Genomic DNA, 25,378 nt, shown 5'->3' with positions numbered 1-25,378 from the left:
ACCTGTTCCTCAAACGCAGCGCGCCGGCCCCTCGCAGAGCCGGCGCGCCGTCAGACCGCAAGGGCTGGGTTCAGACCGGCCCGGGGGGCTGGCGCACCACGGTGCGGTTCGGGTCGGACGAAGCCTGCACACTCGGCGGGGGCAGGTTGCCGGCCGGCGGATGCGCCGTGCTGTCCGCCATGGAGGCGTCCGGCTCGTCTTCCTTGATGTTCTTCTTGAAGGACTTGATGCCCGTGGCGAGGTCGCCCATCAGACCGCTGATCTTGCCGCTGCCGAAGAGCAGCAGCACGACCAGCAGCACGACGAGCCAGTGCCAGATGCTGAACGAACCCATGTGACGCCCCGATATCCTTGCGTGGTTTGGCGGACCGGTCCCTTTCCGGGAGGCCTTCGCCACGTTCCGCGGTTGAGACTAGGGCGGCGCCTTCCGGGGGTAAACCGGCCCACGCCATCCCCGTGGAATTCCGTAAGGGGACATGGGCCATGCGGGGCCCGGACGCAATGGGGAGATGACCGTTCCGTCATCCGGCCCGGGTTCAGTCCGCCAGGGCCGCCGAGGCCCAGCGGCGGTTCGGATGGATGAAGCCATGGGCCGGGAAGACGGTGTTCCCCACCACCCCCGCCGGCGGATACCAGACGCGGACGGCGGACCAGTCGTTCCGGGCCGAGACATCCACCACCAGCTGATCCCGCGCCACCCGGCCCTTCAGCCCGCCCGAGGCCCAGTTGGCATGGTCCACCCGGATCTGGCGCGGCCCCTCGACGCGGGAGACGACCGCCACATGCCCGTCCCGCAGACGGGAGGTGCGTTGGAGCACCAGCACCGCCCCGGGCCGGGGTTGCTGGCTGCGGTCGTACCGGCCCAGCGCCGCGTCCCACCACTGCCAGCCATCCCCGCGCAGATCGATGCCCGAACGCGCCCGGGCATAGGGCACGCAGGACTGGTAGCCGTCGCTCGCCTCATAGCCATGGCCAGCCGCGATCGGCCCGCGGGTGGAGCCGCAGGCGGAAAGCAGGCCGCCCAGCAAAGCGAGCAGCCCCAAGCGCAGGATGAACCCCGCCACGTCCTGAAATCCCCTTCGGACCTCCCCCGAGGCCCTTGGCCGCAGGCTAGCGCGGGGCCGGGGCCGGTGTCAGCGTCGTCCTGGCCACAGCGCGGGGCGAAAAAAGCGCAGCCGCCCCGTCACATCCGCCTCCGCCGCCTCGTCCTATGGGCAGCAACCCCTGAGAGGATGTTCCCCATGAACCCCCGCCTGAACTACTTCGCCGCCGCCCCCAAGCTCCTGCAGGCCATGGTGGCGCTGGAGAAGGCCGTAACCTCCAGCGGCCTGGAACACAGCCTGATCGAGCTGGTGAAGACCCGCGCCTCGCAGATCAACGGCTGCGCCTTCTGCATCGACATGCATGCGCGCGACGCGATCAAGGCCGGCGAGGACCCGGTCCGCCTGCTGCTGCTGGATGCCTGGCGCGAGGCCCCGCACTTCACGGACCGGGAGCGCGCCGCCCTGGCCTGGACCGAATCGCTGACCCTGGTCTCCGAGACCCATGCCCCGGACGAGGATTATGACGGGCTCCGCCTCCATTTCAGCGACCAGGAGATCGTGCACCTCACGGTGCTGATCGGCACGATCAACGCCTGGAACCGCCTCAGCATCGGCTTCCGCAGCGTGCCCGGCCAGCTTCCTGCCGCCGCGGCCGCCTGACCATGGCCGGCGAGCCCGATCCCGGTTCCGACCCGACGCATGGCTTCGCGCCGCTCCGGGGCGAGTTGATCGGGCTCGCCTATCGCATGACCGGTTCGCTGGCGACGGCGGAGGATATCGCCCAGGAGGCCTTCCTGCGCTGGAACGCCGCGGACCGCAGCGTGATCCAGCTTCCCCGCGCCTGGCTGCTCAAGACCACCGCGCGGCTGAGCCTGGACCACCTCAAATCCGCCCGGCACCGGCGGGAGAGCTATGTCGGCCCCTGGTTACCCGAGCCCTTGCTGGACAGCGAGGAGCCGCCCCAGCAGGCGGCGCATGAGCGCGCGCAGGACATCTCGGTGGCCTTCCTGCTCACGCTCCAGCGCCTCTCCCCGGCCGAACGCGCCGTCTTCATCCTGCACGACCTGTTCGAGACCCCCTTCGCCGAGATCGCCGGCCTGCTCGGCCGCACCGAGGCGGCCTGCCGCAAGCTCGCGACCCGCGCCCGCGAGCATCTGGGAGAGGCTAGGCCGCGCCAAGCCGTGGCCGAGGAGGAGGCGCGGCGCATCGCCCAGGCCTTCTTCGCGGCTTCCCGCGACGGGGACGAGGCGTCCCTCCGGGCGCTGCTGGCCGGGGATGTGGTGCTGCACACCGATGGCGGCGGGATCCGCAATGCCGCCCGCAACCTCATACAGGGCGCCGAGAAGGTCGGGCGGTTCTTCGCCGGCCTCGCCCGCAAGCGGCCGGAACCGCCGCCCCTGCTTCATCTCGGCCGCATCAACAGCCTGCCCGGCTATGTCACGCTGGAGGCGGACGGCCTGCCGCAGACCACGGCGCTGGACATCCGGGACGGACAGATCGTGGCGATCTACATCATGCGGAACCCGGAGAAGCTGGGCTCGGTGCGGGCTCGCCTCTCAGGCTGACGCCACGGCCGGAAGGGCGGTGCCTGCTGCGGGCGCCGCCAGTTCCGCCAGGGCCTCCGCCCGCGGCAGCACCTCGGCCATGGGCGTGTCGATCCCGGCCGTCCAGGCCGGGCCGCCGCGGGGGCGGGGGGCGAAATGCGCCCGCAGGGCCCGCGTGCCCTCGATCCGGGCCACGTCGAACATGCGCCACCCCTCCCCCGGGTCACCGGGACCGCGAGCAAGGCCAGCGGTCTGCCAGGTCAGGAGGCCCAGCCGGCCCGTGCCCATCTGGCCGATGGCGTGCGGGTGCACGACGCGCCAGGCGCCGCCATAGAGCAGCTCGAGCGCGCGCCTCTCCCGCACCGCCTCAGCAAGGCGGGCGGCACGGCGGCGAATGGTTCGGGGAAGGGGCGGGGACGCGTTGGCGCGGAGCCCCGCGGGGATCTGGCGCATAGGCCCGATATGGGGTCCAGACACCTGATTTTAAAGGCGACCAGCCTTTACCCGGGGGGGCCGGTCAGCCCTTCCGGCGCAGGAGGAAAAGCGCCTGCTCGCCGAACAAATTCGCCAGGCGCAGGCTCCTGCGCCAGGGGGCGCGCAGCCCGCGCTCATCCACCGCCAGCCAGCCATCCACCGCGTAGCCGTCCTGCTCGCACAGGGCCACGAAGTCCAGGATGGTGCAGGGGTGGATGTTCGGCGTCTCGTACCAGGGCCGGTTCCAGGTGTCCGTGTCCGGCATCCGGCCGGTGGAGAGGAGTCGCCAGCGCATCTGCCAGTGCCCGAAATTCGGGAAGGACACGATGGCATGGGTGCCGATGCGCAGCATCTGCCGCAGCACCTCCCGCGGCCGCTCCACCGCCTGAAGCGTGCGGGAGAGCACGACATAGTCGAAGGCACCGTCAGGATAGTGCGCGAGGTCCGCATCCGCATCGCCATGGATCACGGCCAGGCCCGCGGCCACCGCCCGCGTGGCTTCGGCCATGTCGATCTCGATGCCGCGCGCATCGGCGTGCTTCTCGCGGGTCAGATGCTCGATCAGCGCGCCGTCCCCGCAGCCGATGTCCAGGACCTTGGCGCCTTGCGGGATCATCTCCGCGATCAGCCGCAGGTCCAGGCGCATGTTCTTCGCGACGTAGCGGATCGTCTCCTTCGGCCGGATGCCCATGGTCAGACCCCCACCGCATCGGCCGCGCCGCGCAGGAAGCCGCCCAGCGCCGCATGGAATTCAGGCTCGTCCAGCAGGAAAGCGTCGTGGCCCTTGTCGGAATTCAGCTCCACGAAGGAGACGCGGGCCGCCGCCCGGTTCAGCGCGCGGGTGACCGCCCGGCTTTCCGCCGTGGGAAAGAGCCAGTCCGAGGAGAAGGAGGCCACGAAGAAGCGCGTCGGGGTTCCCTGGAAGGCCAGGGAGAGATCCCCGCCATGGTCAGCCGCCAGGTCGAAATAGTCCATGGCGCGGGTGATGGTGAGGTAGGAGTTCGCGTCGAAGCGGCGGATGAAGGTGCTGCCCTGGTGGCGCAGGTAGCTCTCCACCGCGAAGACGTCCTCCAGGAAGGTCAGCGCCTTCGCGCCCTGGAGGCGACGGCCGAACTTCCGTGTCAGCGCGCTTTCCGAGAGATAGGTGATGTGGGCCACCATGCGCGCCACCGAGAGACCCTGCGCCGGCAGCCGCCCCTCCTTCCAATAGGCGCCGCCGCACCAGTCCGGATCGGCATGGATGGCGGCGCGCCCGACCTCGTGGAAGGCAATGTTCTGGGCGGAGTGATGCGCGGCGGTGGCGATGGGCGCGCAGGCGAAGACGGCCTCGGGGTAGGTCGCGGCCCATTGCAGCGCCTGCATCCCGCCCATGGAGCCCCCGACCACGGCCAGAAGCCGCTCGATCCCGAGATGCTCGACCAGGCGCTTCTGGGCCCGCACCATGTCGCGGATCGTGATGGAGGGGAAATCGATCCCCCAAGGCCGGCCCAGGCCGCGCCCTTCGGCATCCGTCATCTCCTCGCGCGGGCCGGAACTGCCCATACAGCCGCCCAGCACATTCGCGCAGATGACGAAAAAGCGGTCCGTGTCGATCGGCAGGCCGGGCCCGACCACCTTCTCCCACCAGCCCGGCTTGCCCGTGAGGGGCTGGGTCTCGGCCAGGTACTGGTCGCCGGTCAGGGCGTGGCAGACCAGCACAGCGTTGCTCCTCGCCGCGTTCAGGGTGCCGTAGGTCCGGTACGCCACCGTCAGGGGCGTGATCGTCACGCCGCAATCCAGCATCAGGCCATCGGAGAAGACGACCCGCTGGTGATCCACCTCCGGCAGGGACGGAACAACCTCATTCATGGTGGGGAGGATTAGGAGCCTCGGGGGAGGGGAGCAAGGCGGCGCATGGTTTGGCAGGGCTCCATGCCCGGGCCATCCGCATTCCCCCAGCGGGAGCGCGCCCACCAAATAGCGGGACCCGCCCCACCCCTCCGCAACCTCCCGCCTTGGCGCTTCGCCAAGGGGGCGCTAGACCCGGCGGGCCCCCATTGCCTGGTTCCATGTCCGACCCCGCCCTCACCGACCCCTCCGTCGTGCAACCCCTCGCGCTGGCCTCCGCCCGCGCGGAGTTCGACGCCATCGACGACGCGGTGCACGACCTCCTCATGCGCCGCTCGGCCCTGTCCGCCCAGCTCTCGGCGCAGGGGATGAAGGCCGGTGGCGCCAGCTTCCGCCCGGGGCGGGAGGCGATGATCCTCCGCCGGCTGCTCGCCCGGCATGGCGGCCCCATGCCCCGTGCCACCGTGGTCCGGCTGTGGCGGGAGGTGATCTCCTCCTCGCTGCGCCTGCAATCGGCCTTCTCGGTGGCCACCACGGCGGGCTGCGAGCCCCTGGCGCGCGGGCATTTCGGGCTGGACACGCCGCTGCGGACGCATGCCACCCCCTCCCGCGTGCTGGCGGCCCTTTCGGCGGGGGAGGCCTCGGTGGCCATCCTCCCCTCCCCGGCCGATGGGGAGCCGCCGGAAGCCGCCTGGTGGATCAGCCTGGATGCGCCGCGCCTGCAGGTGGTCGCGGCGCTGCCCTTCCTCATGCAGCCGGGCCAGCTCCTGCCCAGCGCGATGGTGGTGGCCGCCTTCGCCGCCGATGCCACCCCGCGGGACCGCGGGCTGCTCCGGCTGGAGCGGGCACCAAATACCTCCCGCGATGCGCTGGTCGGGGCGCTCACCGCGGCGGGGCTGTCGCCCCTGCGCCTGATCCTCTCGGCGGATGGGCTGCGCGCCCTGGCCGAGGTGGAGGGGCTGATCGCGCCCGAGGATCCCCGCCTGGCCGGGCTGGCGGCGCTTCGCCCCTGGCCTGTCGGCGGATATGCCGAGCCGGAACCCGACACACCCGCCGCCCAGGCCGAGCCCGCCTGACCTCCTGCCGGGGCGTCCCCGCCCCGCCCCGGCCCCCGCCCGCTGAAGAGACGCCGCCCATGCCCGTGATGCCCCGCCCCTCCATCCTCTCGGTCGAGCCCTATGTGGGCGGCGAGTCGAAGGTCCCGGGCGTGAACCGGATCGTGAAGCTCTCCTCCAACGAGGGGGCCTTCGGGCCGCCCCCCGCCGCCGTGCAGGCTATCGCCGAAGCCGCGCGCGAGGCGCATCGCTACCCCGATGGCGGCGCGACGGCGCTGCGCGACGCCATCGGCCGCTACCACGGGCTCGACCCCGCGCGCATCGTGACCGGCAATGGCTCGGACGAGCTGCTGGCGCTCCTCATCCTCGCCTATGGCGGCGAGGGGACGGAGCTGGTCATGTCCGCCCACGGCTTCCTGATGTACGAGCTGACCGGCCGCTGGGCCGGCTGCAGCATCATCAAGGTGCCGGAGAAGGACCTGGCGGCCGATGTGGACGGGCTGATCGCGGCCTGCGGACCGCGCACCCGCCTCGTCATCCTGGCCAATCCGAACAACCCCACCGGCGCGCTGCTGCCGCAGAGCGAGGTGAACCGCCTGCGCGCGGGCCTGCGCGAGGACATCCTGCTGATCCTCGACAGCGCCTATGCCGAATATGTCGAGGCGCCGGATTACGACCCCGGCCAGGCGCTGGTGGATGCCGGCAGCAACACGGTGATGACCCGCACCTTCAGCAAGGTCTGGGGGCTGGGCGGGATGCGCCTGGGCTGGTGCTACGGCCCGGCGGCCATCATCGACGTGCTGAACCGCGTGCGCGGCCCGTTCAACGTGAACGCCTCCGCCATGGCCGCCGGCATCGCCGCGCTGACGGATGCAGACTGGGTGAAGAAGAGCGTCGTCCATAACAGCGAATGGCGCGCGAAGATGACGCAGGGGCTGGAGAAGCTCGGCCTCAAGGTGCACCCGAGCCACGGCAACTTCCTTCTGGTGGATTTCGGCAGCGCCGAGCGCGCGAAGGCGGCGGATGCGCATCTGCGCTCCCGCGGGCTCATCGTGCGCGGCGTTGCCGTCTACGCGCTGCCCACCTGCCTGCGGATCACCATCGGCAATGCCGAGGAATGCGTGATGGTGCTGGATGCCCTGGCCGAGTTCCGACATGCCTGAGGAACCGCTCTTCCAGCGCCTCTGCATCATCGGCCCGGGCCTCGTCGGCTCCTCCATCCTGCGCGTGGCGCAGGAGCGGGGCGACATCGCCCGCACCCTCGTCGCCACCGCGCGCAGCGAGCACACGCTGGAGCGCGTGCGGGCGTTGGGCATCGCCGATGTGGTGGAGGCGGATGCCGCCAAGGCCGTGGAGGGCTGCGACGGCGTGATCCTCTGCGTGCCCGTGGGCGCCTATGCCGGGGTGATGGCGCATATCGCGCCGCATCTCGCGCCCGGCTGCATCCTCAGCGATGTGGGCTCCACCAAGGGCAGCGTGCTGCGGGACCTGACGCCGCTGCTGCCGCCGGGCGTGCACCTCATCCCCGCCCATCCCATGGCGGGCACGGAGCATTCCGGCCCGGATGCGGGCTTCGCGGAGCTGTTCAAGGGCCGCTGGTGCATCATCACCCCGCCCCCGGGCGCCGACCCGGCGGCGGTGGAGAAGGTCCGTGCCCTGTGGGAGCGCGCCGGTTCGATGATCGAGACCATGGATGCGGCGACCCATGACAAGGTCGTCGCCATCGTCTCCCACCTGCCGCATCTCATCGCCTTCACCATCTGCGGCACGGCGGATGACCTGGCGCAGGAGACACGGGAGGCGGTGCTGCGCTTCGCGGCCTCGGGCTTCCGCGACTTCACGCGCATCGCGGCGAGCGACGTGGACATGTGGCGCGACATCTTCCTCAACAACCGCGAGGCCGTTTTGGAGATGCTCGCGCGGCTGACGGAGGACGCCCAGGCCTTCGGCCGTGCCATCCGCTGGGGAGAGGCGGGCTTCATCGAGGACCGCATCCGGCGCGGGCAGAAGATCCGGCGCTCGCTGATCGAGATGAAGCAGGCCTGACCGGGGACGGCGCCCCCGCGTCTCAGGGCCTGCCGGTCAACTGGTCCCAGGCTTCCTCGAACCCCTTGCACAGGGCCGTGGCGAGAAAGGCACGGTCCTGGATGAGGCGCAGCGTGACGGGAAGGTCCGGCACGGCCGGACCACGCTCCAGCAGGTGGTGGAGGCTGTCGCGCGCGGCTTCCAACGCCGCGTAGCGCTCCGCCAGGGGGCGGCCCGCCGGAACGGCATCCAGAAGCGCGAGGCGGAACGCAAGGCTCGCCGCGTCCAGTTGAGGCGTCTCAGGCAAGGGGGATCTCCGCACCCGGAAGGGCGAGACAGCTCGTGATCCCTTCTGGACGCGCCGGCACGCCGGCGCAGGCGGGACCGGCGATCATGCCGGCCCGCCGCATCAAAATACAACGGCTGCGTTACGAACCGCTGAACGACACCCGTTCGTTCTCGCCGCCCTTCGGCGGTTGGCCGGTCACCGCGGCTTTCACATAGCCGTAGGCATGCAGCAGCGTGGAAGAGGGGCTGTCCCAGTACTCGGCGCCCGTCATCTCCACGGCGATCAGCGCGATCCGCGCATCCTCCGGGCCGTCCGGGAACCAGGTCTTCATCGTCTCCTGCCAGAGCTCCTTCTGCTTGGCGACATCACGCACCACGCGCGCCGTGCCGGAGACCGAAACGTAGTTCTGGCTCGACGGGTCGGAGTAGGAGAGCAGCACGCGGTCGTTCTTCGCGATCTCCTCCGTCTTCTCCGTGCCGCTGCCGGAGAAGAACCACAGCGTCTTGCCATCGGCGTCGAGCCCGGCCGCAACCATGGGGCGCCCGCGCAGCTTGTCGCCGTCGCCATGCGTCACCATCACGGTGGTCTTCACGTCCTTGATCAGCTCGCGCACCTTCTCGCGCTGCTGGTTCTCGGTCTGCGCTTCGGCCATAGGGCCCTCCTTCCCGGTGTTCGGTCAGGCCAAGCAACGGCCCCGGCGCGGCCCGGTTGCCCGGCCCCTGCCCGCCACAGGCGCGCCCTCCGCACGCCGCTCAGGCCGCTGCCACCTTCGGCAACCCGCCGCGCGCTTCGAGGGGCGCTGAAGCCTACGGGACCTGGGTTGCCTTGAGGGCTCCGCCCTCGCCCGCCAAGGGCCTGAGGCCCTTGGAACCCCATCGGACTGCCGTGGATGCCCCGGATCGAAGGTATCTCTGGGTGAGGGTGCCCTCCCTGCGGTTGCAGTCGCCTGAGGTCGTCGACCTCAGGCGTACCGTCAGCCGGATGATTCCAACTCGAAGAAGAAGATGATGGTGAGGGGCCCGGGGAGAGGAAGAATTCCTTCTTCCTCTCCCCGGGACAAACCGACAGACCAGACCGAAGCCCCGTCCGCAACAGCCCCCATTCAGCCCTGGGGAGGCAGGTTCTCCGGCCGCCCTGCCCCGCCCCGGCGCCAGCGGTGGCGCGTCCGCCAGAGATGCCAGATATAGACCAGGAGCACGGCGCCCACGACGGCGATGCCTAGCGGCTCCATCCAGTGTTCGATTTCCTGCCACTGGCCTTCGAGCCACCAGCCCGCGGCCATCAGGAAGGCGGTCCAGCAGGCCGTGCCGATGCTGGTGGCGATGTAGAAGATCCAGCGGTTCATCCGCACGATGCCGGCGGGCACCGAGATGAGCGTGCGCGGCCCCGGCAGGAAGCGGCAGAGGAACACCGCCCAGGTGCCCCAGCGGATCAGCAGGGCGGCGGCGTCGCGCACATCCTCCCCGGTGATGCCGAAATACTTGCCCACCGTGTCGGCCAGGCGCTCGATCCGCTGCTGGCCCACCGCGCGGGCGGCCTCGTACCAGGCGGCATTGCCGAGGATGGCGCCGAAGGTGCCGGCCAGGAAAACGGCCAGCGGATCCATCTTGCCCTGGGCGGCGGCGAAGCCGGCCACGGGCATGATCGCTTCCGAGGGGATGGGCGGGAAGATGTTCTCGGCCAGCATCAGAAGGAAGATGCCGAAGGTGCCAGTGGCCGCCATCACATCGGCGATGAACTGCAGCATGGATCAGGACGCCCGGAAGAGGGTGATGGCCACGCGCCGGCCACGGACATAGTTGAAGCCCTCCACGCGCCCGACCGCGCGGGGACGGAGGCCGGCGGAGGCGGCCGCGGCCTCGAAGCGCGCGAACTCACGGCTTTCCACCGCGGCCAGCCGCTCGGGCCCGCCAGCGAGGAAGCGCGCGGCTTCGGTGCCATCTGTGAGGAGGCGCGTCGCCGTGCCGGTGGCGAAGACCACCGAGGGTTCATGGTAGCCGGCGATGCCGAAGCGCTCGGCGGGCACGCCCTCCGCGGCTACCATCGCGGCGATGCGGGGCGAAACCCAGGGTGCGGTCAGCCCGGGCAACACGCCGCCGAGCACCAGCCCGTAGAGCGGCACCGCCAGGATCGCGGCCAGCAGCCCGCCCCGCGCCCATTCGCCGAGGCGCGCGGCGCGGAGGACGGCCCAGAGCATGAGCCCCACCACCGGCAGGACCAGCAGCCCGGCCGGAGAGAGCCGCCCATCCGCCACCAGGGGCAGGGCCACGGCCCCGATGGCCAGCCCGATGCCGGTGCCGAAGAGGGACGCCCAGCCGAGCCAGGCGAGCCAGCGCGGGGCGGGCTTGCGCAGCGGGTCGCAGGCCCAGGCGGCCCCTAGCAGGAGCAGGGCCGGATAGGCCGGCAGGACGTAATGCGGCAGCTTGGTCGCCACCGCCTCGAAGAGCAGCCAGGTCGGCGCGGCCCAGGCCAGCAGGAAGCGGGTGCCCGGGCGCATCCGCGCCGCCCAGGCGCCGGGCAGCCCCCGCAGCACGAGGAAGGCGCCGGGGAAGGCGGCGATGCCGAAGGTGAGGAGATAGTAGCCGGGCGGCCCCCAATGGGCCTCCTCGCCGGAACCCACCTTGTTGAGCATGTCGTCGCCCAGCGCCTGGGCGAAGAAGCGGCCTTCCGTGGCGATGCCAATGGCTACCAGCCAGGGCAGGGCACAGGCGACCATGAGGGGGGCGCCCCAGGCCGGGCGCAGCACCCGCAGCCAGGGCGCCCCCACACGCCAGCCCCGGTCCGCCACATAAAGGGTGAGCCCGGCGAAGAGCGGCACCATCGGGGCGATCGGCCCCTTCAGCAGCACCCCCGCCCCGAGGGCGAGCCAGAAGCCGATCGCCGCCAGGGCGGAGAAGGTGGAAGGCGCGAGATAGGCCCGGCCCATGAGCCCCATGGCCGCCACGATGCTGGCCAGCAGCGCCGCATCGGTCTTGGCGATATGCGTCTCCACTACCAGCAGCAGCGAGGCCGCGAGAAGGGCCGAGGCCAGGAAGGCCGCCCGCCGCCCCACCAGGGCACGGCCGAGGGAGAAGGTGGCCAGCACTGCCAGCCAGGCCCCGATGGCGGAGGCGAGCCGGTAGCTGCCGATCCAGCCGCGCGCAGGCAGGCCGGCGGCTTCCAGCGCGTGGACGATGCCGGCCTGGGCCCAATGAATGCCAACGGGCTTCTTGTTCCGCTCCACCTCGCCATTGCGGATGCGGACATAGTCGCCGCTCTCCACCATCTGGCGGCTGGCCTGGGCGAAGCGCGCCTCGTCCCGGTCCCCCGGCGGCAGGGAGAAAAGGCCGGGCGCCCACATCAGCAGGCAAAGGAGGGAGAGGAGGAGCCGCGGCCGCCGGGTCTCCGGCAGGCGGTCCAGCGCGCCGGTCAGAGAGGGGGCAAGGGCCATGGCCCGGCGCCTTAGCGGGGGGGAACGGTCAAGTCGAGGGCCAACAAGAGGCGGCCTGGAGCGTTGAGCCCGGGAAGAGAGGATCCCCCATGTCCGATACGCCCGAAATCCAACCGCCGAACCCCTCCCCAGCCCCTGGCCCTGCGCCCGGTCCGGAGAACCCCGTGCCAGGTCCGATCTCGCCGCCGCCGGCACCCGGGCCCGAATACCCGGCGCCCGAGCCGGACATGCCGGAGCCCGGCCCCATCGGGCCGGACATCCCGCCCATCGGGCCGGGCCCGGGCGGAATGCCGCCGACGGTGATGTAGGCGCCGAAGCGCCGTGGCCAGCCGGCCCGCCGGGCCGGCTGGCCACGCACCTAGGCGGCCACGCGCCCCCTTCCCTGCCAGGCCAGCAGCGCGGCCCCGAGGGCAAGCCCGATCCAGTGCGGCGCGGGCAGCCAGGGCACGATGCCCTCCAGCAGGGCCGGGAAGACGAGCAGCAGGCCGGCTAGGGCAAAGCCCACCCGCTCCGCCCCGTTCAGCGCGCGCAGGAAGTAGCCCTGGCAGGCCGCGGCCAGCGCAGCCAACCCCGCCGTGGCCAGCAGGATCTGCCAGGCGACATCCAGCCAGGTCATCTCCGGCGTGAGGGAGAGAAGCAGGCCCACGCCCTCGGGATCCGTCACGAAGACGAAGGGCAGGACGAAGGCCGGCAGCGTGTATTTCCAGGCCTGCAGCGTGGTGGAATACGGCCCCGCCCCCGTGATCGCCGCCGCCGCGAAGGGCGAGAGGGCGGTGGGCGGGGACACCTCGCTCAGCACTGCGTAGTAGAAGACGAACATATGCGCGGCGTAGTCCGGCACGCCGAGCTTCATCAGCGCCGGCGCGGCCACCACGGCGCAGATGATGTAGCTGGCCGTCACCGGCACCGCGAGGCCGATCACCCAGACGATCAGCCCCGTGAACAGCGCCGTGCCCAGGATGGAGCCGTTCGCCGCCTGGATGGCGATGTCGGAGAACTTCAGCCCCAGCCCGGTCAGCGTGATGACGCCGACGATGATGCCGGCACAGGCGCAGGTCGCCGCGATGCCCACCGACTGGATCGCGCCGATCGCCAACGCCTCGATCAGCTTGCGCGGGAACAGGGCCGTCTCCCGGCGGATGAAGGAGAGCGCCACCGCCACCATCATCGCGTAGAGCACCGCCAGCGTGGAGCTGTAGCCCAGCACCATGAAGACGATGATCGCGACGAGGGAGGAGAAGTGGAACCCGTACTTCTTCACCAGTTCCCGGGCCGGGGTGGCGGAGGGCACGTCCACGTTCTTGCCCGCCGCCCCCAGGCGGCGCTGGTCCAGCTCCACCATGAAGAGCAGCGAGGCGTAGTAAAGGCAGGTCGGGATCACCGCCATGCGCAGCACGTCGAGATAGCCGATCTTCAGATACTCGGCGATCAGGAAGGCCGCCGCGCCGAGCACGGGGGGCGAGATGATGGCGCCCAGCCCGCCGGCCGCGAGCAGCCCGCCGGCATCGGCGGCGCGGTAGCCTACCTTCTTCATCATCGGCCAGGCCACCGTGCCCAGCGTGACCGTGGTGGCCACGCCCGAGCCTGAGGGACCGCCGAGAAGGAAGGAGGACAGCACCACCGTGCGCCCGGCGGAGCTCGCCTTCCCGCCCATGACGGAGAAGGAGAAGTCCACGAAGAACTTGCCCGCGCCGGAGAGCTGGAGGATGGCGCCATAGATGGTGAAGAGGATGATGAGCGTGGCCGAGACATCGACGGCCGTGCCGAAGATGCCGTCCAGCCCCACCGCCAGATGCGGGATCAGCCGTTCGGAATCATAGCCCCGGTGCGTCCAGGGCGCGGGCAGGTGGTTGCCGAAAAAGGCATAGGCGAGGAAGGCGATAGCCACGGCCGGCATCACCCATCCCGTCGTGCGCCGCGTTACCTCCAGCACCAGCGCCACCAGCATCCAGCCGACGACGAGGTCCATCGGCTCGGGGAAGATCGCGCGGTCCTGCAGGTCATCGCCGCCGGCGATGAGGTACCAGGTGCAATACAACCCCGCTGCGATCAGCACGGCATCCCACGGCATGAAGCGATGGCGGAAGCGCTTCGCCACGGGGAAGAGATAGAAGCCGATCGCAAGGGCGAAGCCCACATGCACGAAGCGCAACGTGGTGGTGGGCACGATGTCCCAGGCGGCCCAGAGATGGAACAGGCTCATCGCCAGCGCCATCGCCGTGCCAATCCAGGCGAGGATGCCGCGGAAGCGGTGCTGCGCGCCCTCCTCCTCCTCGATCAGCGCCTCGACGCGGGCCGTGGTGGCGGCGTCCAGCGAACCGGGCGCCACCTCCGGTGGCAGGCCGACTCCAAGGCCCCCAGTTCCCAGCCCTGATGCGGCGCCCGGCGGCCCGTCGGACGGGGCCGCCAGTTCCTCGCGCCGCATCAACCGAGATTCGCGCCGGTCTCGCGCCAGAAGGCTTCCGCCGCGGGGTGCCAGGGGATGCCGGCCGCCGCGGTCTTCTGGCCTTCCAGCTTGAAGTTGCGCGCCTCGGCATGGGTGCGCGCCAGGTCCTCGCGCCCTTCCCAGGCGATACGGATCAGCCGCGTGACCATCTCCGCCGGCATGTCCTCCCGCACCGCGAGCACATTGGCGACGGACATCTGCTTGTTGTCGGTGGTCTGGCCGGGATAGGTGCCGGCCGGGATCACCTCGTTGAAATAGACCGGGCCGTACTTCTCCACGATTTTCGCGGTGTACTGGTCGTGGTCGATCATCTGCAGCTGCACGCCGGGGCTGGCGCCGAGATCGGTGATCGCGCTGGTGGGAACGCCCGAGACGAACATATACGCGTCGAGCTTGCCGTCCTTCACCGCATTGGTGGATTCGGCCGGCGAGAGGCGTTCGCGCGCGCGGAAGTCCTTTGCGGGGTCGAGCCCCGCGGCCTCGAGCAGGCGCAGCGCCATCACCTCCGTCGCCGAACCAGGGGCACCGGTGGAGATGCGCTTGCCCCTGAGGTCAGGGATGGACTTGATCCCCGTGCTGGCCACGGTCACCGCCTGCATGCGGTTGGTGTAGATCACGGCGATGGCGCGCGCGGGCACGGGGCGGCCGCGGAAGCGGTCATTGCCGCGCACCGCGTCCACCGCGGCATCCACCTGGCTGAAGATGAGCCCCACGCGCCCGGCGCCGAGAAGCTGAAGGTTGCCGACCGAGCCGCCCGTCACCTCCACCGTGGCGGACATGCCCGGGATCTGGCGGGAGATGAGGTTGGCCAGCGCGCCGCCCAGCGGGTAGTACACGCCGCCTGTCGTACCGGTGGCGATGGCGAGCTGCTGGCTACCCTGGGCACGAAGAACACGCGGCGCCGCAAGAACCAGGCCTGCTGCGAACATGCCGCGGCGTGGGATCTTTCCCATCATCCGGACTCCTTGAATCGTTTTCCTCAAAACGAAGCATAGACCGCCCTTTCCGGCCGGTGAAAGGCCCGAGTTGCCTAACCCCGGACCGCCCGCGCGTTGTTGCCGGCAAGACGCGATCAGGGAGATGCCGCATGAATGATGACAAACGTGCCATGCAGAGCGCGAGCGTGGACCTGCGCCTGGGGGAGCATGTGACGCTGAAGGCGGAGGTGCGCGTGACGCCGGGCGGGCTGCTCGCCATCGGTGCCCTGGTCTCCGGCATCATCCTCTCGGTTGCGCCGCTGGTCTGGTCGGCACGCCGGCGCCCCTACTGAGCGGGGCGCTCCTCTCGCACGCCCATCAGCAGCACCGCCCCCAACGCCATGAAGAACGCGGTGGTGGCGATGCCCGCGCGCTGGCTGCCGCTGGCCTGGGTCACGGCCGCGAGCACGGCGGGGCCGAGGAAGCCGGTGATGCGGCCGGACAGCGCGAAGAGGCCGAAATGCGCCGCCACCTCCCCCGGCGGCGCCAGCCGCGCCATGAGGGTGCGCGACGCCGCCTGGGCCGGGCCGAAGAAGAGCCCCAGCACGAGGGAAAGGCCCCAGAACAGCGCCGTGCTCTCCACCAGCACGATCGCGACGCCGATCGCCGAGAGGCACCAGAGCGAGACCAGCACCATGCGGCGCGATCCCACCCGGTCCTCCACCAGCCCCGCCAGCGCGGCGCCGAGCCCGGCGGAGACATTCATGGCGATGCCGAAGAGCAGGACCTGCTGGAAGCTCAGCCCATGCACGCCGGCCGCGAAGATGGCGCCGAAGGCGAAGAGCGTGTTCAGCCCATCCGTGTAGAACAGGCGGGCGACGAGGAAGCGCAGCATGGCGGGGCGGGCGGGCAGGCCACGCAGAACCTCCCCGATCTCCTGCAGCCCGGCCCGCGCCGCGGCGCCCCAGCCCAGGCGCGCACCGGGCGGGTCGCGCAGCGCCATCAGGACCGGCCAGCCGAAGACCAGCACCCAGGCGGCCACCAGCAGCGCCGTGGCCCGGATCGGTTCGCCGCTCGCACGGTCGAAGCCGAAGAAGCCGGGATCGGGTTGGATGAGCCCGAAGAGGCAGGCCACCAGGCAGGTCAGCCCGCCCGCATAGCCCAGGCCCCAGGCCAGGCCCGAGACACGCCCCATCCGCTCCGGCCGCGCCACATCCGGGAGCATCGCGTTGTAGAAGACGGTGCCCACCTCGAAGGCCACCGTCGCCAGCCCGACGCAGGCCAGCGCATAGAGCGCCCAGTCCGGCGAGGGCCGGGCGAACCAGAGGGCGGCGGTGAAGCCGGCCGTGGCCAGGGTGCAGAGCGCCAGCATCAGCCGCCGCCGCCCACCCGCATCCGCCACCGCGCCCAGCACCGGCGAGAGCAGGGCGATGGCGATGCCCGCCAGGGTCTGCATCCATCCCCATTGCGCCTGCCCCGTCACCGGGTCAGGGGCGATCCCCTGGGCGAACCAAGTGGCGATAACGAAGGTGGTGACCACCGTGGGGAAGGCGCTGTTGGCCCAGTCATAGAGGGCCCATGCGAATTCGCGCCGGTTCATGCGGGCCTCCTCACGGCAAGAGCAGTCCCTCGGCCATGGCGCGGTTGTAGAGCGCCTCGATCAGCGGCGCGAAAGGCGCGCCGAGGGCCAGGGCGGGGCCCATGCGAACCAGGCTGCGTGCATGCGTCAGCCCGATCGCCTTCCAGGCCGGGGCGCCGCACTGGACCTGCTGGGCGAAGCCCTGGAGGCGGTCGCAGCCCATGGCGAAGCGGGCCTCCGGCGTCAGCCCGGCCTCGAACTCCGCCCAGAGAAGGGCGACATGCTCGCCCAGGGCCGGCGGCAGGATGGCAAAGAGGCGCCGCGCCGCCTCGGCCTCGCGATCCGCCTGGGTGAGCAGCCCGTGGTCGTCGAAGGCGAAGGTGTCACCCGCCTCGATCTCCACGAGGTCATGCACCGCGATCATGGAGAGTGCGCGGGCAAGATCCGGCTTGGGCCCCTCCACCGCGTCATGCAGCAGCACGGCGCAGAGCGCGACCTGCCAGGCATGCTCCGCGCTGTTCTCGCGGCGCGGGCCGGTCATCGCGGCCCGCTCCACATGCTTCAGCCGGTCGGACAGGGCGATGAAGTCCAGCAGCGCGTCGCGCTGCGCGGGCTGCATCAGGCGGCGCCCCCCGGGTGGCTGCAGCCGAGCATCGGATGCAGTTCCGACCCGAAGCCGCGCCCGGCGGCCAGCACCGGATCCCCGCCGAGCAGCGCCGCGGCGGCTTCCGCATCGGGTGCCTGAAAGATGCAGAGCCCATAGACGCCGCGCGGATCGGCCACGGGGCCGAAGCCCACCACCCGGCCCTGTGCCATCAGCCCGGACCAATAGGCGGCATGGGCCTGCATCAACGCCCCTTCCTCCGGCGTCATGTCGCCGGGGAAGGAGGGGCGGGGCGCCAGCAGGCGGAACAGGAAATACATGCGGCGGAGGCTATGCGCCGCGGCCGGGCCCGTCCATCAGCCCCGAGGGGCCGGACGGGCCCGGCCGCATCAGGCGCGTTCCAGTGCCCGGAGCGCCACGGCGACCGCGGCGAGTTCCCCCTGCCCAGCCGCCTCCCGCGCCAGGCGCAGGGCGGCGTCCGGGGGCTGGGGCGCCTCGCCGGCCAGCACGGCGCGGGCGATGCGCGTCTGAAGCGCTGCCAGATCCTCCAGCAGCGCGCCCCGGGCACGCGGGCCGTAGGCACCGGGGGCCGGCGCGGCCCGCGCGGCGGCGCGCAGGGCCTCCAGCCCGAAATCGCGCCCCGCGGCATCCCAGGCGGCAGCGGCATCGGCCGGGGCCACCCCGGCGGAAGCGGCCAGACGCACGATGCCGATGGCCGCCGAAAGCGAGGCCGCCCCACCCACCAGGCGCGAGGCCGGGTCGGGCAGCGGCCCGGGCGGCACGGCGACGGAGCCGACCAGGGCAGAGACGCCCGGGCGCAGCAGCGCCTCCGCCTCGCCCAGTGGAGAGGTGGTGTCGTCCAGCAGGGCCCGCGCGGCATCCTCATGCAGGCGGCGGATGGTCAGTAGGGCCGCCCGCTTCGCCTCCACGGGCACCACTGCCGCATCCAGCGAATCCATGGCCTCCCCGATGCCGAACAGCCGGTCGGCCAGCCAGGCGGCACGCGCCACGGCGGCGGGCTCCGCCTCCGCGGCCAGGCGGGACAGGCCGGCCGGGCCGAGCCGGTTGGCGGCGGCATTGGCCAGCATGGTGGCGGTCAGGTTGCGCCGGAGGCGGTGGCCCTCGATCAGGTCGGGGAAGCGCTCCTGCAGCGGATGCGGGAAGTAGCTGCGGAGCAGCGGCAGGAAGGCCGGGTCGTCCGGCAGCGCGCTCTCCTCGACCGCATCGGTCAGCCAGAGCTTCGCGACCGGCAGCAGCGCCGCGATCTCCGGGCGCGTCAGCGCATCGCCCTGGCCGATCCGCTCGGCCATGCGCGCGGCCGAGGGAAGGCCCAGCACGGCGCGGTCCAGCAGCCCTTCCGATTCCAGCCGCGACATCAGCGAGGCCTGGGCGGGCAGCGCCTCCGGCCCCGAGGCCTGCTCGAGAGAAAGCGCACCGAACTGCGCGGCATTGTCCGCCAGCACGAGGGCGGCGACCTCGTCGGTCATGGATCCCAGCAGGTCGTCGCGCTGGCGCCGCGTCATCCGCCCGCTGCGCTCCGCCTCGGCCAGCAGGATCTTGATGTTCACCTCGTGGTCGGAGGTGCTCACGCCGGCGGAATTGTCGAGCGCGTCGGTATCGAGCGCGACCCCCACGCGCGCGGCCTCGATGCGCCCGGCCTGGGTGACGGCGAGATTCGCGCCCTCCCCCACCACGCGCGCACGGATCTCGTGGCCGTCGATGCGGAGCGCGTCATTGGCGCGATCGCCGGCCTCGGCCTGGGACTCCGTGGCGGCCTTCACATAGGTGCCGATGCCGCCGAAATAGAGCAGGTCCACATGTGCCTTCAGGATGGCACGCATCACGGCGGCCGGCTCCGCCCGCTCCTGCTCGATGCCGAGCAGCGCGCGTGCCTCGGGCGAGAGCGGGATGAACTTGGCGTTGCGCGGGAAGACGCCGCCACCCTCGCTCACCAGCCGCACGTCGTAATCCGCCCAGGAGGAGCGGGGCAGCCGGAACAGCCGCTCGCGCTCGTCGAAGGAGGTCTCAGGGTCCGGATCCGGGTCGATGAAGATGTGGCGATGGTCGAAGGCCGCGACGAGGCGCGTCTGGCGCGAGATCAGCAGGCCGTTGCCGAACACGTCGCCCGACATGTCGCCCACGCCGACGCAGGTGAAGGGATCGCGCTGGATGTCGCGGCCCTGCTCGGCGAAATGCCGCGCGATCATCACCCAGGCGCCCTTGGCGGTGATGCCCATGGCCTTGTGGTCATAGCCGGCCGAGCCGCCGGAGGCGAAGGCGTCGCCCAGCCAGAAACCGTATTCGAGCGAAAGCCCGTTCGCGATGTCGGAGAAGGTGGCCGTGCCCTTGTCCGCCGCGGCGACGATATAGGGATCATCCCCGTCCCGCCGCACCACATGGGCGGGCGGCACCACAGCGCCATCCGCGCCGTAGTTGTCGGTCACGTCCAGCATCGCGCGGATCAGGGTACTGTAGGCGGCGATGCCGGCCGCCATGAAGGCCTCTCGGTCCGAGGCGGGCGGCACGTTGCCCTTCAGGATGAAGCCGCCCTTCGCGCCGGTCGGCACGATGATGACGTTCTTCAGTCGCTGGGCCTTCATCAGCCCCAGGATCTCGGTGCGGAAGTCCTCGCGCCGGTCCGACCAGCGGATGCCGCCGCGCGCCACGGGGCCCGCGCGCAGGTGGCAGCCCTCCATATGCATGGCGGAGACGAAGATTTCCCGCCACGGGCGCGGATCGGGCATCTCGCCCGCCCGCGCGCTCTCGATCTTCAGCGAGAGATAGTCCTTGCCCTGGAAGTAGTTGGTGCGCAGCAGGGCATCGAGCGCGGTGCGCAGCCGCGACAGGATGCGATCCGTGTCCGGGTCGGCGACGCCTTCGATCAGGGCGGACCATTCCGCGAGGGCGCGCGCCTCGGCGGCCTCGCGGTCCGTGGCCACGGGATCGAAGCGCGCGTTGAATAGCGCGACCAGGAGGCGCGCGGCATCCGGGTTCGCGGCGAGGGCGGCCTCCACCGCGGGCTGCGGGAAGGCGAAGCCCACCTGCTTGCACCAGCGGAACAGGGCGCGCAGCAGCCAGGCCTCGCGCCAGGTGATCCCGGCGCGGAGCACCAGCCGGTTGAACCCGTCCGCCTCCGCCCGCCCGCCCAGCAGGGCGGAGAGCGCGTCGAGCAGCTCGTCGAACCGGTCCTCCGGCGCCTCCACGCCGGATTCCACGCCATAAACGTGCAGTGCCACTGGCTCCGCGCCCGCGGGGGAGAGCGTCCAGGGCTGCTCCTCGATGGCCCGCAGGTCCAGGCTCTCGAAGAGGGGCAGCATGTCGGCCAGGGCGAGCTTCGCGCCCGGGCTGGCCAGACGCAGCACGAGCTGGCGCGGCCCCGCCCCGGGGGCGCGGGTGATCGCGGCCACCGGGCCGCCCGTTTCCAGCGCGGCTTCCGCCAGGCGCAGGTCGGCCACGCCCTGGGCCGGGCTCGAAACCTCCGGATAGGCGGCGGGGAAGGCGGCCGACCAGCGGGCGGAAAGGCGCGCTCCCTCTGCCTCGCCCGCCTCCTCGGCCAGCGCGTCCGCCAGCGCCTCCGGGAAGCCGCGCGCGGCGCGGATGATGGCCTTCTCCAGCGCCGCGACATCCACCTCCGGCGTGTTTTCCGGCCGCGTGCCGATGACGTAGTGCACCCGGGCGAGCGGCGTGTCGCCCAGCGCGATGTAGAAGGCGGAGAGGCGGCCGTTGAAGGCGGCGGCCAGCAGGCGCCCCACCGTCTCCCGCAGCCGGGTGTCGAAGCTTTCGCGTGGCAGCCAGGCGATGGCGGAGACGAAGCGCCCGAAGGGGTCGCGCCGCAGGGCCAGCGCGGGGCGCGGGCGGATGGCCAGGTCCACCGCCACCCGCGCGCCTGCGAGGATATCGGCCTCCTCCGCCTGGAACAGCTCGTCCCGGGGCCAGGTGTCCAGCACGGATTGGAAGGTGCGGGCGTCATGGCTGTCGGGCGCGGCGCCGGAGGCGTCCAGGATGCGCCGCACCTTGGGCGCCAGCCAGGGGATGGAGCGCGGGTTGCGGTTATAGGCCGTGGCGGCGAAGAGGCCCATGAAGAGCCGCACGCCCGTGACGCGCCCATCCGGCGCGAAGATGCGGGTGGCGATCACATCGGCATGGCTGGGCCGGTGGACGCGGACGCGCAGGTTGCCCTTGGCGACCGCCAGGGCCGTGGGCGTGGCGAGGGAGGCGCGCACCGCCTCCGGCACGGCCGAGAGGTCCCGCAACGCGTCGAACACCGCCACATCAGGGTCCCGCAGCAGGCCGAGCCCGTCCTCGGCGGTCATCGGCCCGTCCTCGGGCAGGCGCAGCAGGCGGTGGCCGAGCAGGACGAAGTTGTCGTCGGCCAGCCAGCGCAGGAAGGCGGTCGCCTCCTCGCCATCGGCGGCGCCCGCCATCTCCAGCTCGGCATCGGCCAGGCGGGCCAGCATGGCGCCGAAATCGGTGACGGCGAGGCGCACCTCGGCCATGGCGCGGGCCAGCGCGGCCTCCACGCCGGGCCAGTCGGCCGCAGGCGGGGCCCCCGCGCCCAGGCGGCGGACCGCGCCGGGCGCGATCTCGATCCGCATCATGCTCTCATTGGGCCCGCCGGGTTGGGCGGGGCCGATGGCCGTCAGCCGCCCCGCCGCGTCCCGCGCCACGCCCAGAATGGGGTGCAGCAGGCGCCGCACGCCCCGGCCGGAGAGGGTGAGGGCCGCCAGGGCGCTGTCCACCAGGAAGGGCATGTCGTCGGTGACGATCTCGGCCACCGCGCCGGCCCCGCGCCCATCCGCGCGCGGCAGCGCCAGGCGCAGCTTCGATTCGCCCTTGCGGCGCTGCCCGGCCAGAGCGTGGAGCGAGGCGGCCTCCTCGGCCAGCATCTCGGGCGCCATCTCGGCCAGTTCGGCCAGCGGAACGGCGGCGCCGAGGGCCCGGAGAAGGGAGCGGGCCGTGGCCGGAAGGCCCGGCACCAGCCGCACCAGCGCCGCCTCGGCCTCCGCCAGGAGGACCTCCCGCATGCCGTCGCCGGCCGGGCCGGGGCCGGGGGCCGGGGTTGGGATCGGCAACAGGTCGTCTGGCATTCCATTCTCCTCCGCCGCCAGAGGATCGGGATGGCAGGCCGGGGGCGCAAGCGCGGGCGGGTGACGTTGTGCCGGAATAGGACGCTCTTTCGCTCCCGGGCCCGTTCCGCCCCCGGCCGATCCGGCCTATTTTGTGGGCGCCATGGCCTTCACCCTCGCCGACCTGCTCGCCCCGATGGACCCCGCCCGGTTCCTGGCCGAGTTCAACGACAAGCAACCCCTTCATATCAAGGGCGGGGCGGCGAAATTCGCCCATGTGCTGTCCTGGGCGGGGATCGACCGGCTGCTGAACCAGACGCATATCTGGTCCAGCCAGTCCCTGAAGCTGCAGATGGACACGCAGCCGGTTCCGCCCGAGGCCTATTGCATCCGCGCCACGGGGCGCGACAACACGCCGGTGATGCAGCCCGAGGCCGGGCGCCTGCGCGAATGGGTGGCCAAGGGCGCCTCGGTGGTGCTGAACGACGTGGACAGCCTGACCCCCGGCCTAACGAGCGTGAGCGAGGCGCTGGAGAATGCCGGCTTCGGCCGCGCCCAGGCGAATGTCTACATCTCCTTCCAGGCCCATAAGGCCTTCCCGACCCATTTCGACACCCATGACGTCTGGGCCGTGCAGGTGGAGGGCGAGAAGACCTGGAACATCTGGTCCGGCCGGGCCGACTACCCGATTCCCCACCCCGCCTTCCGCAGCCTGGGCCAGGCGCATCACGAACGCGCCCGGGGCACGCTGCGGGAGAAGGTGCTGCTGAAGGCGGGCGACCTGCTCTACCTGCCGCGCGGCTGGTACCATGATGCCCTGGCCGAGGGCCCGGCCTCGGTCCATGTCGCCTATGGCGTCCATGCCCCGATCGGGCTGGACCTGGCCAATATGCTGGCCGAGCGGGCGCTGCAGGACCCGATGTTCCGCCAGCCCCTGCCGCGGCAGGACGGAACGCCGGCCGCGCAATTCGCCCTGACCAGCCGCGCCGCGCAGCTTGGCCAGCGCCTGGCGGAGCTGGCGCGGGACCCGCAGGTGCTGCAGGTGCTGGCCCGCCATGTCGCCGATGCCCGCTACCACCGCGGCGGGGTGAACCTCCTCGCCGCCCGCGGCCTGGCGCCCGAGGCGCCGGCGGAGGATGCGCCCGCCGACGGTGCGCCGGGCTTCCGGGTGATCGCCCCCGGGGCGAAGCCGGTCCGCCGCGGCACGGAATGGGTGCTCAAAACCGCCGGCGCGACCCTTCCCCTCACCGCGCCCGAGGCGGAGGCCGCCAACTGGCTCCTCGCCCGGCGAGAGGTGGATGCGGCCAGCCTCCAGGCCGCCCATCCCGCGGTCGATGCGCCTTCCCTCCTCCAACGCCTCACCGAAGCCGGAGCCCTGGCCAGCCTATGAGCCCCCTGCGCGCCGCCGCGCTTCTTCTGGCCTTCTCCACCGGCACCGCCCTCGCCCAGGCGCCGGGGCGCCCAGCCCCACCCTTCAACTGCGTCGGCGCGGAGGAGCTGGAGGATGATGTCTTCGCCATTCCCTTCGCCGCCGGGCGAGACCGGCTGACCGACGCCGCCCGCTCGAATCTCGACGCCGCCATCGCCCTGCTGAAGCGCGAGCCGGACCGCAACGCCTGCATCCTCGGCCATGCGCAGCGCGAGGGGGGGCAGCAGACCAGCGTGCAGCTCGCCGCCCGGCGTGCCCGGGCCGTGCGCGAGGCGCTGCGGGCGGCCGGGCTGCCGGAATCCCGGCTGCGCTCCGAGGCACGCGTCGCCGGGTTCAGCCGGACCACCAACAACACCGTGGCCCGCAGCGTTTCCATCGTGGTGATGCCCGTCGCGGCACCGCGGCCTGAGCCCGTGCCCCCGGCGCGCCAGACTACGCCGCCCCCGCCCCCGGCCACGCCCCCCGCCGGGGCGCCGCCGCGCGAAACCACGCGCCCGCCGGCCGCCCCACCCGCCGAGGCCCCGCCGCGCGAGACGGCCCCGCCTCCGGCCACGCCGCCCGCCGAGCCGCCGCCGCGCGAGACCACGCGCCCGCCGGCTGCTCCGCCCGCCGAGGCCCCGCCGCGGGAGACCACCCCGCCGCCCGCGCCGCCACCCGCCGAGGCACCCCCGCGCGAGACGACCCGCGCGCCCGGCGAACCGCCGGCACGTGAGGCACCGGCTGAGGCGCCGCCGGCCCGCCGGCCGGATTAGCGGCCGCGCTCCGCATCTTGCCCCGGCCTGCCCGGGGCAGGGTGTCAGAGGCCGGCGAGAAGGGCGCGGTTCACTGCCTCCGCAGCCTCGAAGGCCACCCAATGGCCAGCGCCCGGGATGACCAGCGGCTCCGTGCCCCGGGCACGGAAGAAGGCGATCCGTTCCGCCATATGGGGGACGACGATCGCGTCGTGCTCGCCATAAATGACGGAGAGCGGCGCCCGCACGTCCTCCAGCGCCCCGCTCAGGGCGGAGGGGTTCACCACGTTGCGGCTGCGGTAGCGCGCGTGGTCGCTGTTCCAGGCCTGGATCTCCAGGGCCTCGGCGTCGATCCGGGCGGGGTCCGCGATCATCAGCCGCCGCAGGTTCTCGCGATGCGCCGCCACGCGTTCCTCCCCCTGCCGGTCGCGCACGGCGACGAGGGGCACGGGCTCACGCGGCAGGCCCAGGGAGCCGGCGCCGAGAAGGGTGAGGCTTCGCACCACCTCCCCGTGCCGCGCGGCCATATGGCCGGCGATGGTGGCACCGAAGGAGAAGCCCACCAGGTCGAAGCGGGTGCCGGCGCCGAGATGCGCCGTGATCCCGGCCATGACGAGGTCCGCAAGCCCCCAGAGATCCGTGCCCGGCGGCGGCAGGTCGGATTCGCCCAGGCCGGGCAGGTCAGGCAGGAGGAGGCGGTGGTGGGCGGCCAGCGGCTCGATGTTGCGGGCCCAGTGGCGCCAGGAGCCCGCGCCGCCATGCAGCAGGACCACGGGTGGGCCGGAACCCCATTCGCGCCAGACCAGCCGTCCCGCGCCATTCGGGCTTTCCGTGCGGAGCGAGGTGGCGGTCAGGCGGTCCAGCCGGTTTTCGGCAGCGGTGGTCTGCATGGGCCGTTTCTGCGCGAAAATCGGGGCGG

Annotated in this window: 25 protein-coding genes; 9 read left to right on the top strand and 16 right to left on the bottom strand. The window is 72.0% G+C overall.

The genetic code is table 11. The annotated features are described in order from the left end of the window. Positions 1-70: 70 nt before the first annotated feature. The gene (locus BUB97_RS04715) at positions 71-334 is read right to left on the bottom strand and encodes a twin-arginine translocase TatA/TatE family subunit (RefSeq protein ID WP_073132048.1); all 264 of its coding nucleotides are present in this window, start codon (positions 332-334) and stop codon (positions 71-73) included. Between the two features lie 202 nt (positions 335-536). Continuing rightward, entirely contained in the window at positions 537-1,064 is a 528-nt protein-coding gene (locus BUB97_RS04710; protein ID WP_245818195.1) for a CHAP domain-containing protein, read from the bottom strand. Positions 1,065-1,241: 177 nt separating this feature from the next. On the opposite strand from BUB97_RS04710, the gene BUB97_RS04705 reads away from it, so the two are divergent. Together BUB97_RS04705 and BUB97_RS04700 are read left to right on the top strand one after the other, a co-directional pair. Then, on the top strand, positions 1,242-1,703 hold the full coding sequence (locus BUB97_RS04705; protein ID WP_073132045.1) for a carboxymuconolactone decarboxylase family protein: 462 nt from the start codon (positions 1,242-1,244) through the stop codon (positions 1,701-1,703). Positions 1,704-1,705: 2 nt separating this feature from the next. Beyond that, positions 1,706-2,608, top strand: coding sequence for a sigma-70 family RNA polymerase sigma factor (locus BUB97_RS04700; RefSeq protein ID WP_073132043.1), 903 nt, complete (start codon positions 1,706-1,708; stop codon positions 2,606-2,608). Here the strand turns inward: BUB97_RS04700 and BUB97_RS04695 are convergent. The 3 genes from BUB97_RS04695 to metX all read right to left on the bottom strand — a co-directional run bounded on the left by BUB97_RS04695 (position 2,600) and on the right by metX (position 4,909). Beyond that, entirely contained in the window at positions 2,600-3,040 is a 441-nt protein-coding gene (locus BUB97_RS04695; RefSeq protein WP_073132041.1) for a hypothetical protein, read from the bottom strand. The genes BUB97_RS04700 and BUB97_RS04695 overlap by 9 nt on opposite strands. Before the next feature lie 64 nt (positions 3,041-3,104). Beyond that, positions 3,105-3,707 (bottom strand): methionine biosynthesis protein MetW, encoded by a 603-nt coding sequence (gene metW, locus BUB97_RS04690; protein ID WP_073132242.1) that lies wholly within the window; start codon positions 3,705-3,707, stop codon positions 3,105-3,107. A gap of 47 nt (positions 3,708-3,754) precedes the next feature. Further along, positions 3,755-4,909, bottom strand: coding sequence for a homoserine O-acetyltransferase MetX (gene metX / locus BUB97_RS04685; RefSeq protein WP_073132038.1), 1,155 nt, complete (start codon positions 4,907-4,909; stop codon positions 3,755-3,757). Positions 4,910-5,109: 200 nt separating this feature from the next. Here metX and BUB97_RS04680 point away from each other — a divergent pair, with 200 nt between their 5' ends. From BUB97_RS04680 to BUB97_RS04670, 3 genes are read left to right on the top strand one after another with little or no spacing between them, the layout of a single operon-like run. Next, a complete protein-coding gene (locus BUB97_RS04680) occupies positions 5,110-5,964 on the top strand; it encodes a chorismate mutase (RefSeq protein WP_073132036.1) in 855 nt (284 codons plus the stop codon). A 59-nt stretch (positions 5,965-6,023) separates the two neighbouring features. Next, positions 6,024-7,106: a histidinol-phosphate transaminase gene (gene hisC, locus BUB97_RS04675; protein ID WP_073132033.1), complete on the top strand. Its 1,083-nt coding sequence runs from the start codon at positions 6,024-6,026 to the stop codon at positions 7,104-7,106. Continuing rightward, a complete protein-coding gene (locus BUB97_RS04670; protein ID WP_175562559.1) occupies positions 7,099-7,989 on the top strand; it encodes a prephenate/arogenate dehydrogenase family protein in 891 nt (296 codons plus the stop codon). The genes hisC and BUB97_RS04670 overlap by 8 nt, the downstream gene beginning before the upstream one ends. A gap of 22 nt (positions 7,990-8,011) precedes the next feature. Here BUB97_RS04670 and BUB97_RS04665 read toward each other — a convergent pair whose 3' ends face one another. The 4 genes from BUB97_RS04665 to BUB97_RS04650 form a co-directional block, all read right to left on the bottom strand. After that, on the bottom strand, positions 8,012-8,275 hold the full coding sequence (locus BUB97_RS04665; RefSeq protein WP_073132024.1) for a hypothetical protein: 264 nt from the start codon (positions 8,273-8,275) through the stop codon (positions 8,012-8,014). 121 nt (positions 8,276-8,396) lie between these two features. Continuing rightward, complete coding sequence (locus BUB97_RS04660; protein ID WP_073132021.1) at positions 8,397-8,909, bottom strand: pyridoxamine 5'-phosphate oxidase family protein; 513 nt, start codon at positions 8,907-8,909, stop codon at positions 8,397-8,399. A 450-nt stretch (positions 8,910-9,359) separates the two neighbouring features. Then, positions 9,360-10,004, bottom strand: a complete 645-nt coding sequence (locus BUB97_RS04655; protein ID WP_073132019.1) for a DedA family protein — start codon at positions 10,002-10,004, stop codon at positions 9,360-9,362. 3 nt (positions 10,005-10,007) lie between these two features. After that, positions 10,008-11,687, bottom strand: a complete 1,680-nt coding sequence (locus BUB97_RS04650) for a phospholipid carrier-dependent glycosyltransferase (RefSeq protein WP_073132016.1) — start codon at positions 11,685-11,687, stop codon at positions 10,008-10,010. Positions 11,688-11,851: 164 nt separating this feature from the next. Here BUB97_RS04650 and BUB97_RS26105 point away from each other — a divergent pair, with 164 nt between their 5' ends. Next, the gene (locus tag BUB97_RS26105) at positions 11,852-11,995 is read left to right on the top strand and encodes a hypothetical protein (protein WP_175562558.1); all 144 of its coding nucleotides are present in this window, start codon (positions 11,852-11,854) and stop codon (positions 11,993-11,995) included. 50 nt (positions 11,996-12,045) lie between these two features. Here the strand turns inward: BUB97_RS26105 and BUB97_RS04645 are convergent, their stop codons facing one another. Together BUB97_RS04645 and BUB97_RS04640 are read right to left on the bottom strand one after the other, a co-directional pair. Continuing rightward, positions 12,046-14,112, bottom strand: coding sequence for a TRAP transporter permease (locus BUB97_RS04645; RefSeq protein WP_086061903.1), 2,067 nt, complete (start codon positions 14,110-14,112; stop codon positions 12,046-12,048). Continuing rightward, positions 14,112-15,089 carry a TAXI family TRAP transporter solute-binding subunit gene (locus tag BUB97_RS04640; RefSeq protein WP_245818194.1) on the bottom strand — a complete coding sequence of 326 codons (978 nt, stop codon included), beginning with the start codon at positions 15,087-15,089 and terminating at the stop codon, positions 14,112-14,114. The genes BUB97_RS04645 and BUB97_RS04640 overlap by 1 nt, the downstream gene beginning before the upstream one ends. A 131-nt stretch (positions 15,090-15,220) precedes the next feature. On the opposite strand from BUB97_RS04640, the gene BUB97_RS04635 reads away from it, so the two are divergent. Then, entirely contained in the window at positions 15,221-15,403 is a 183-nt protein-coding gene (locus BUB97_RS04635; protein WP_073132011.1) for a hypothetical protein, read from the top strand. Here BUB97_RS04635 and BUB97_RS04630 read toward each other — a convergent pair. From BUB97_RS04630 to BUB97_RS04615, 4 genes are all read right to left on the bottom strand, one after another. Next, positions 15,397-16,650, bottom strand: a complete 1,254-nt coding sequence (locus BUB97_RS04630; protein WP_073132009.1) for an MFS transporter — start codon at positions 16,648-16,650, stop codon at positions 15,397-15,399. The genes BUB97_RS04635 and BUB97_RS04630 overlap by 7 nt on opposite strands. Before the next feature lie 10 nt (positions 16,651-16,660). After that, a complete protein-coding gene (locus BUB97_RS04625) occupies positions 16,661-17,248 on the bottom strand; it encodes an HD domain-containing protein (protein ID WP_073132007.1) in 588 nt (195 codons plus the stop codon). Continuing rightward, positions 17,248-17,553 (bottom strand): YciI family protein, encoded by a 306-nt coding sequence (locus BUB97_RS04620; protein WP_073132001.1) that lies wholly within the window; start codon positions 17,551-17,553, stop codon positions 17,248-17,250. The genes BUB97_RS04625 and BUB97_RS04620 overlap by 1 nt, the downstream gene beginning before the upstream one ends. 69 nt (positions 17,554-17,622) lie before the next feature. Next, positions 17,623-22,320, bottom strand: coding sequence for an NAD-glutamate dehydrogenase (locus BUB97_RS04615; RefSeq protein ID WP_073131997.1), 4,698 nt, complete (start codon positions 22,318-22,320; stop codon positions 17,623-17,625). Positions 22,321-22,462: 142 nt separating this feature from the next. On the opposite strand from BUB97_RS04615, the gene BUB97_RS04610 reads away from it, so the two are divergent. Both BUB97_RS04610 and BUB97_RS04605 read left to right on the top strand, forming a co-directional pair. Further along, the gene (locus tag BUB97_RS04610) at positions 22,463-23,689 is read left to right on the top strand and encodes a cupin domain-containing protein (RefSeq protein WP_073132238.1); all 1,227 of its coding nucleotides are present in this window, start codon (positions 22,463-22,465) and stop codon (positions 23,687-23,689) included. Beyond that, complete coding sequence (locus BUB97_RS04605) at positions 23,686-24,480, top strand: OmpA family protein (RefSeq protein WP_073131994.1); 795 nt, start codon at positions 23,686-23,688, stop codon at positions 24,478-24,480. Before BUB97_RS04610 ends, BUB97_RS04605 begins: the two co-directional genes overlap by 4 nt. Before the next feature lie 44 nt (positions 24,481-24,524). On the opposite strand, the gene BUB97_RS04600 is transcribed toward BUB97_RS04605, so the two are convergent. After that, positions 24,525-25,349: an alpha/beta fold hydrolase gene (locus BUB97_RS04600; RefSeq protein ID WP_175562557.1), complete on the bottom strand. Its 825-nt coding sequence runs from the start codon at positions 25,347-25,349 to the stop codon at positions 24,525-24,527. Positions 25,350-25,378: the final 29 nt, after the last annotated feature.

The sequence above is a fragment of the Muricoccus roseus genome (genome assembly GCF_900141905.1).
GTDB lineage: Bacteria > Pseudomonadota > Alphaproteobacteria > Acetobacterales > Acetobacteraceae > Roseomonas > Roseomonas rosea.
This window is presented reverse-complemented; position numbering and strand designations above follow the sequence as displayed.

Excerpts from the sequence above, each read along its gene's own strand:
- BUB97_RS04660 (WP_073132021.1), bottom strand. The coding sequence starts at position 8,909 with ATGGCCGAAGCGCAGACCGAGAACCAGCAGCGCGAGAAGGTGCGCGAG.
- BUB97_RS04655 (WP_073132019.1), bottom strand. The coding sequence starts at position 10,004 with ATGCTGCAGTTCATCGCCGATGTGATGGCGGCCACTGGCACCTTCGGC.
- BUB97_RS04635 (WP_073132011.1), top strand. The coding sequence starts at position 15,221 with ATGAATGATGACAAACGTGCCATGCAGAGCGCGAGCGTGGACCTGCGC.
- BUB97_RS04650 (WP_073132016.1), bottom strand. The coding sequence starts at position 11,687 with ATGGCCCTTGCCCCCTCTCTGACCGGCGCGCTGGACCGCCTGCCGGAG.
- BUB97_RS04680 (WP_073132036.1), top strand. The coding sequence starts at position 5,110 with ATGTCCGACCCCGCCCTCACCGACCCCTCCGTCGTGCAACCCCTCGCG.
- BUB97_RS04620 (WP_073132001.1), bottom strand. The coding sequence starts at position 17,553 with ATGTATTTCCTGTTCCGCCTGCTGGCGCCCCGCCCCTCCTTCCCCGGC.
- BUB97_RS04695 (WP_073132041.1), bottom strand. The coding sequence starts at position 3,040 with ATGCGCCAGATCCCCGCGGGGCTCCGCGCCAACGCGTCCCCGCCCCTT.
- BUB97_RS04700 (WP_073132043.1), top strand. The coding sequence starts at position 1,706 with ATGGCCGGCGAGCCCGATCCCGGTTCCGACCCGACGCATGGCTTCGCG.
- BUB97_RS04630 (WP_073132009.1), bottom strand. The coding sequence starts at position 16,650 with ATGAACCGGCGCGAATTCGCATGGGCCCTCTATGACTGGGCCAACAGC.
- BUB97_RS04640 (WP_245818194.1), bottom strand. The coding sequence starts at position 15,089 with ATGATGGGAAAGATCCCACGCCGCGGCATGTTCGCAGCAGGCCTGGTT.
- BUB97_RS04610 (WP_073132238.1), top strand. The coding sequence starts at position 22,463 with ATGGCCTTCACCCTCGCCGACCTGCTCGCCCCGATGGACCCCGCCCGG.
- BUB97_RS04645 (WP_086061903.1), bottom strand. The coding sequence starts at position 14,112 with ATGCGGCGCGAGGAACTGGCGGCCCCGTCCGACGGGCCGCCGGGCGCC.
- hisC (WP_073132033.1), top strand. The coding sequence starts at position 6,024 with ATGCCCGTGATGCCCCGCCCCTCCATCCTCTCGGTCGAGCCCTATGTG.
- BUB97_RS04605 (WP_073131994.1), top strand. The coding sequence starts at position 23,686 with ATGAGCCCCCTGCGCGCCGCCGCGCTTCTTCTGGCCTTCTCCACCGGC.
- BUB97_RS04600 (WP_175562557.1), bottom strand. The coding sequence starts at position 25,349 with ATGCAGACCACCGCTGCCGAAAACCGGCTGGACCGCCTGACCGCCACC.
- metX (WP_073132038.1), bottom strand. The coding sequence starts at position 4,909 with ATGAATGAGGTTGTTCCGTCCCTGCCGGAGGTGGATCACCAGCGGGTC.
- BUB97_RS04705 (WP_073132045.1), top strand. The coding sequence starts at position 1,242 with ATGAACCCCCGCCTGAACTACTTCGCCGCCGCCCCCAAGCTCCTGCAG.
- BUB97_RS04625 (WP_073132007.1), bottom strand. The coding sequence starts at position 17,248 with ATGCAGCCCGCGCAGCGCGACGCGCTGCTGGACTTCATCGCCCTGTCC.
- BUB97_RS04670 (WP_175562559.1), top strand. The coding sequence starts at position 7,099 with ATGCCTGAGGAACCGCTCTTCCAGCGCCTCTGCATCATCGGCCCGGGC.
- BUB97_RS04615 (WP_073131997.1), bottom strand. The coding sequence starts at position 22,320 with ATGCCAGACGACCTGTTGCCGATCCCAACCCCGGCCCCCGGCCCCGGC.
- metW (WP_073132242.1), bottom strand. The coding sequence starts at position 3,707 with ATGCGCCTGGACCTGCGGCTGATCGCGGAGATGATCCCGCAAGGCGCC.
- BUB97_RS04715 (WP_073132048.1), bottom strand. The coding sequence starts at position 334 with ATGGGTTCGTTCAGCATCTGGCACTGGCTCGTCGTGCTGCTGGTCGTG.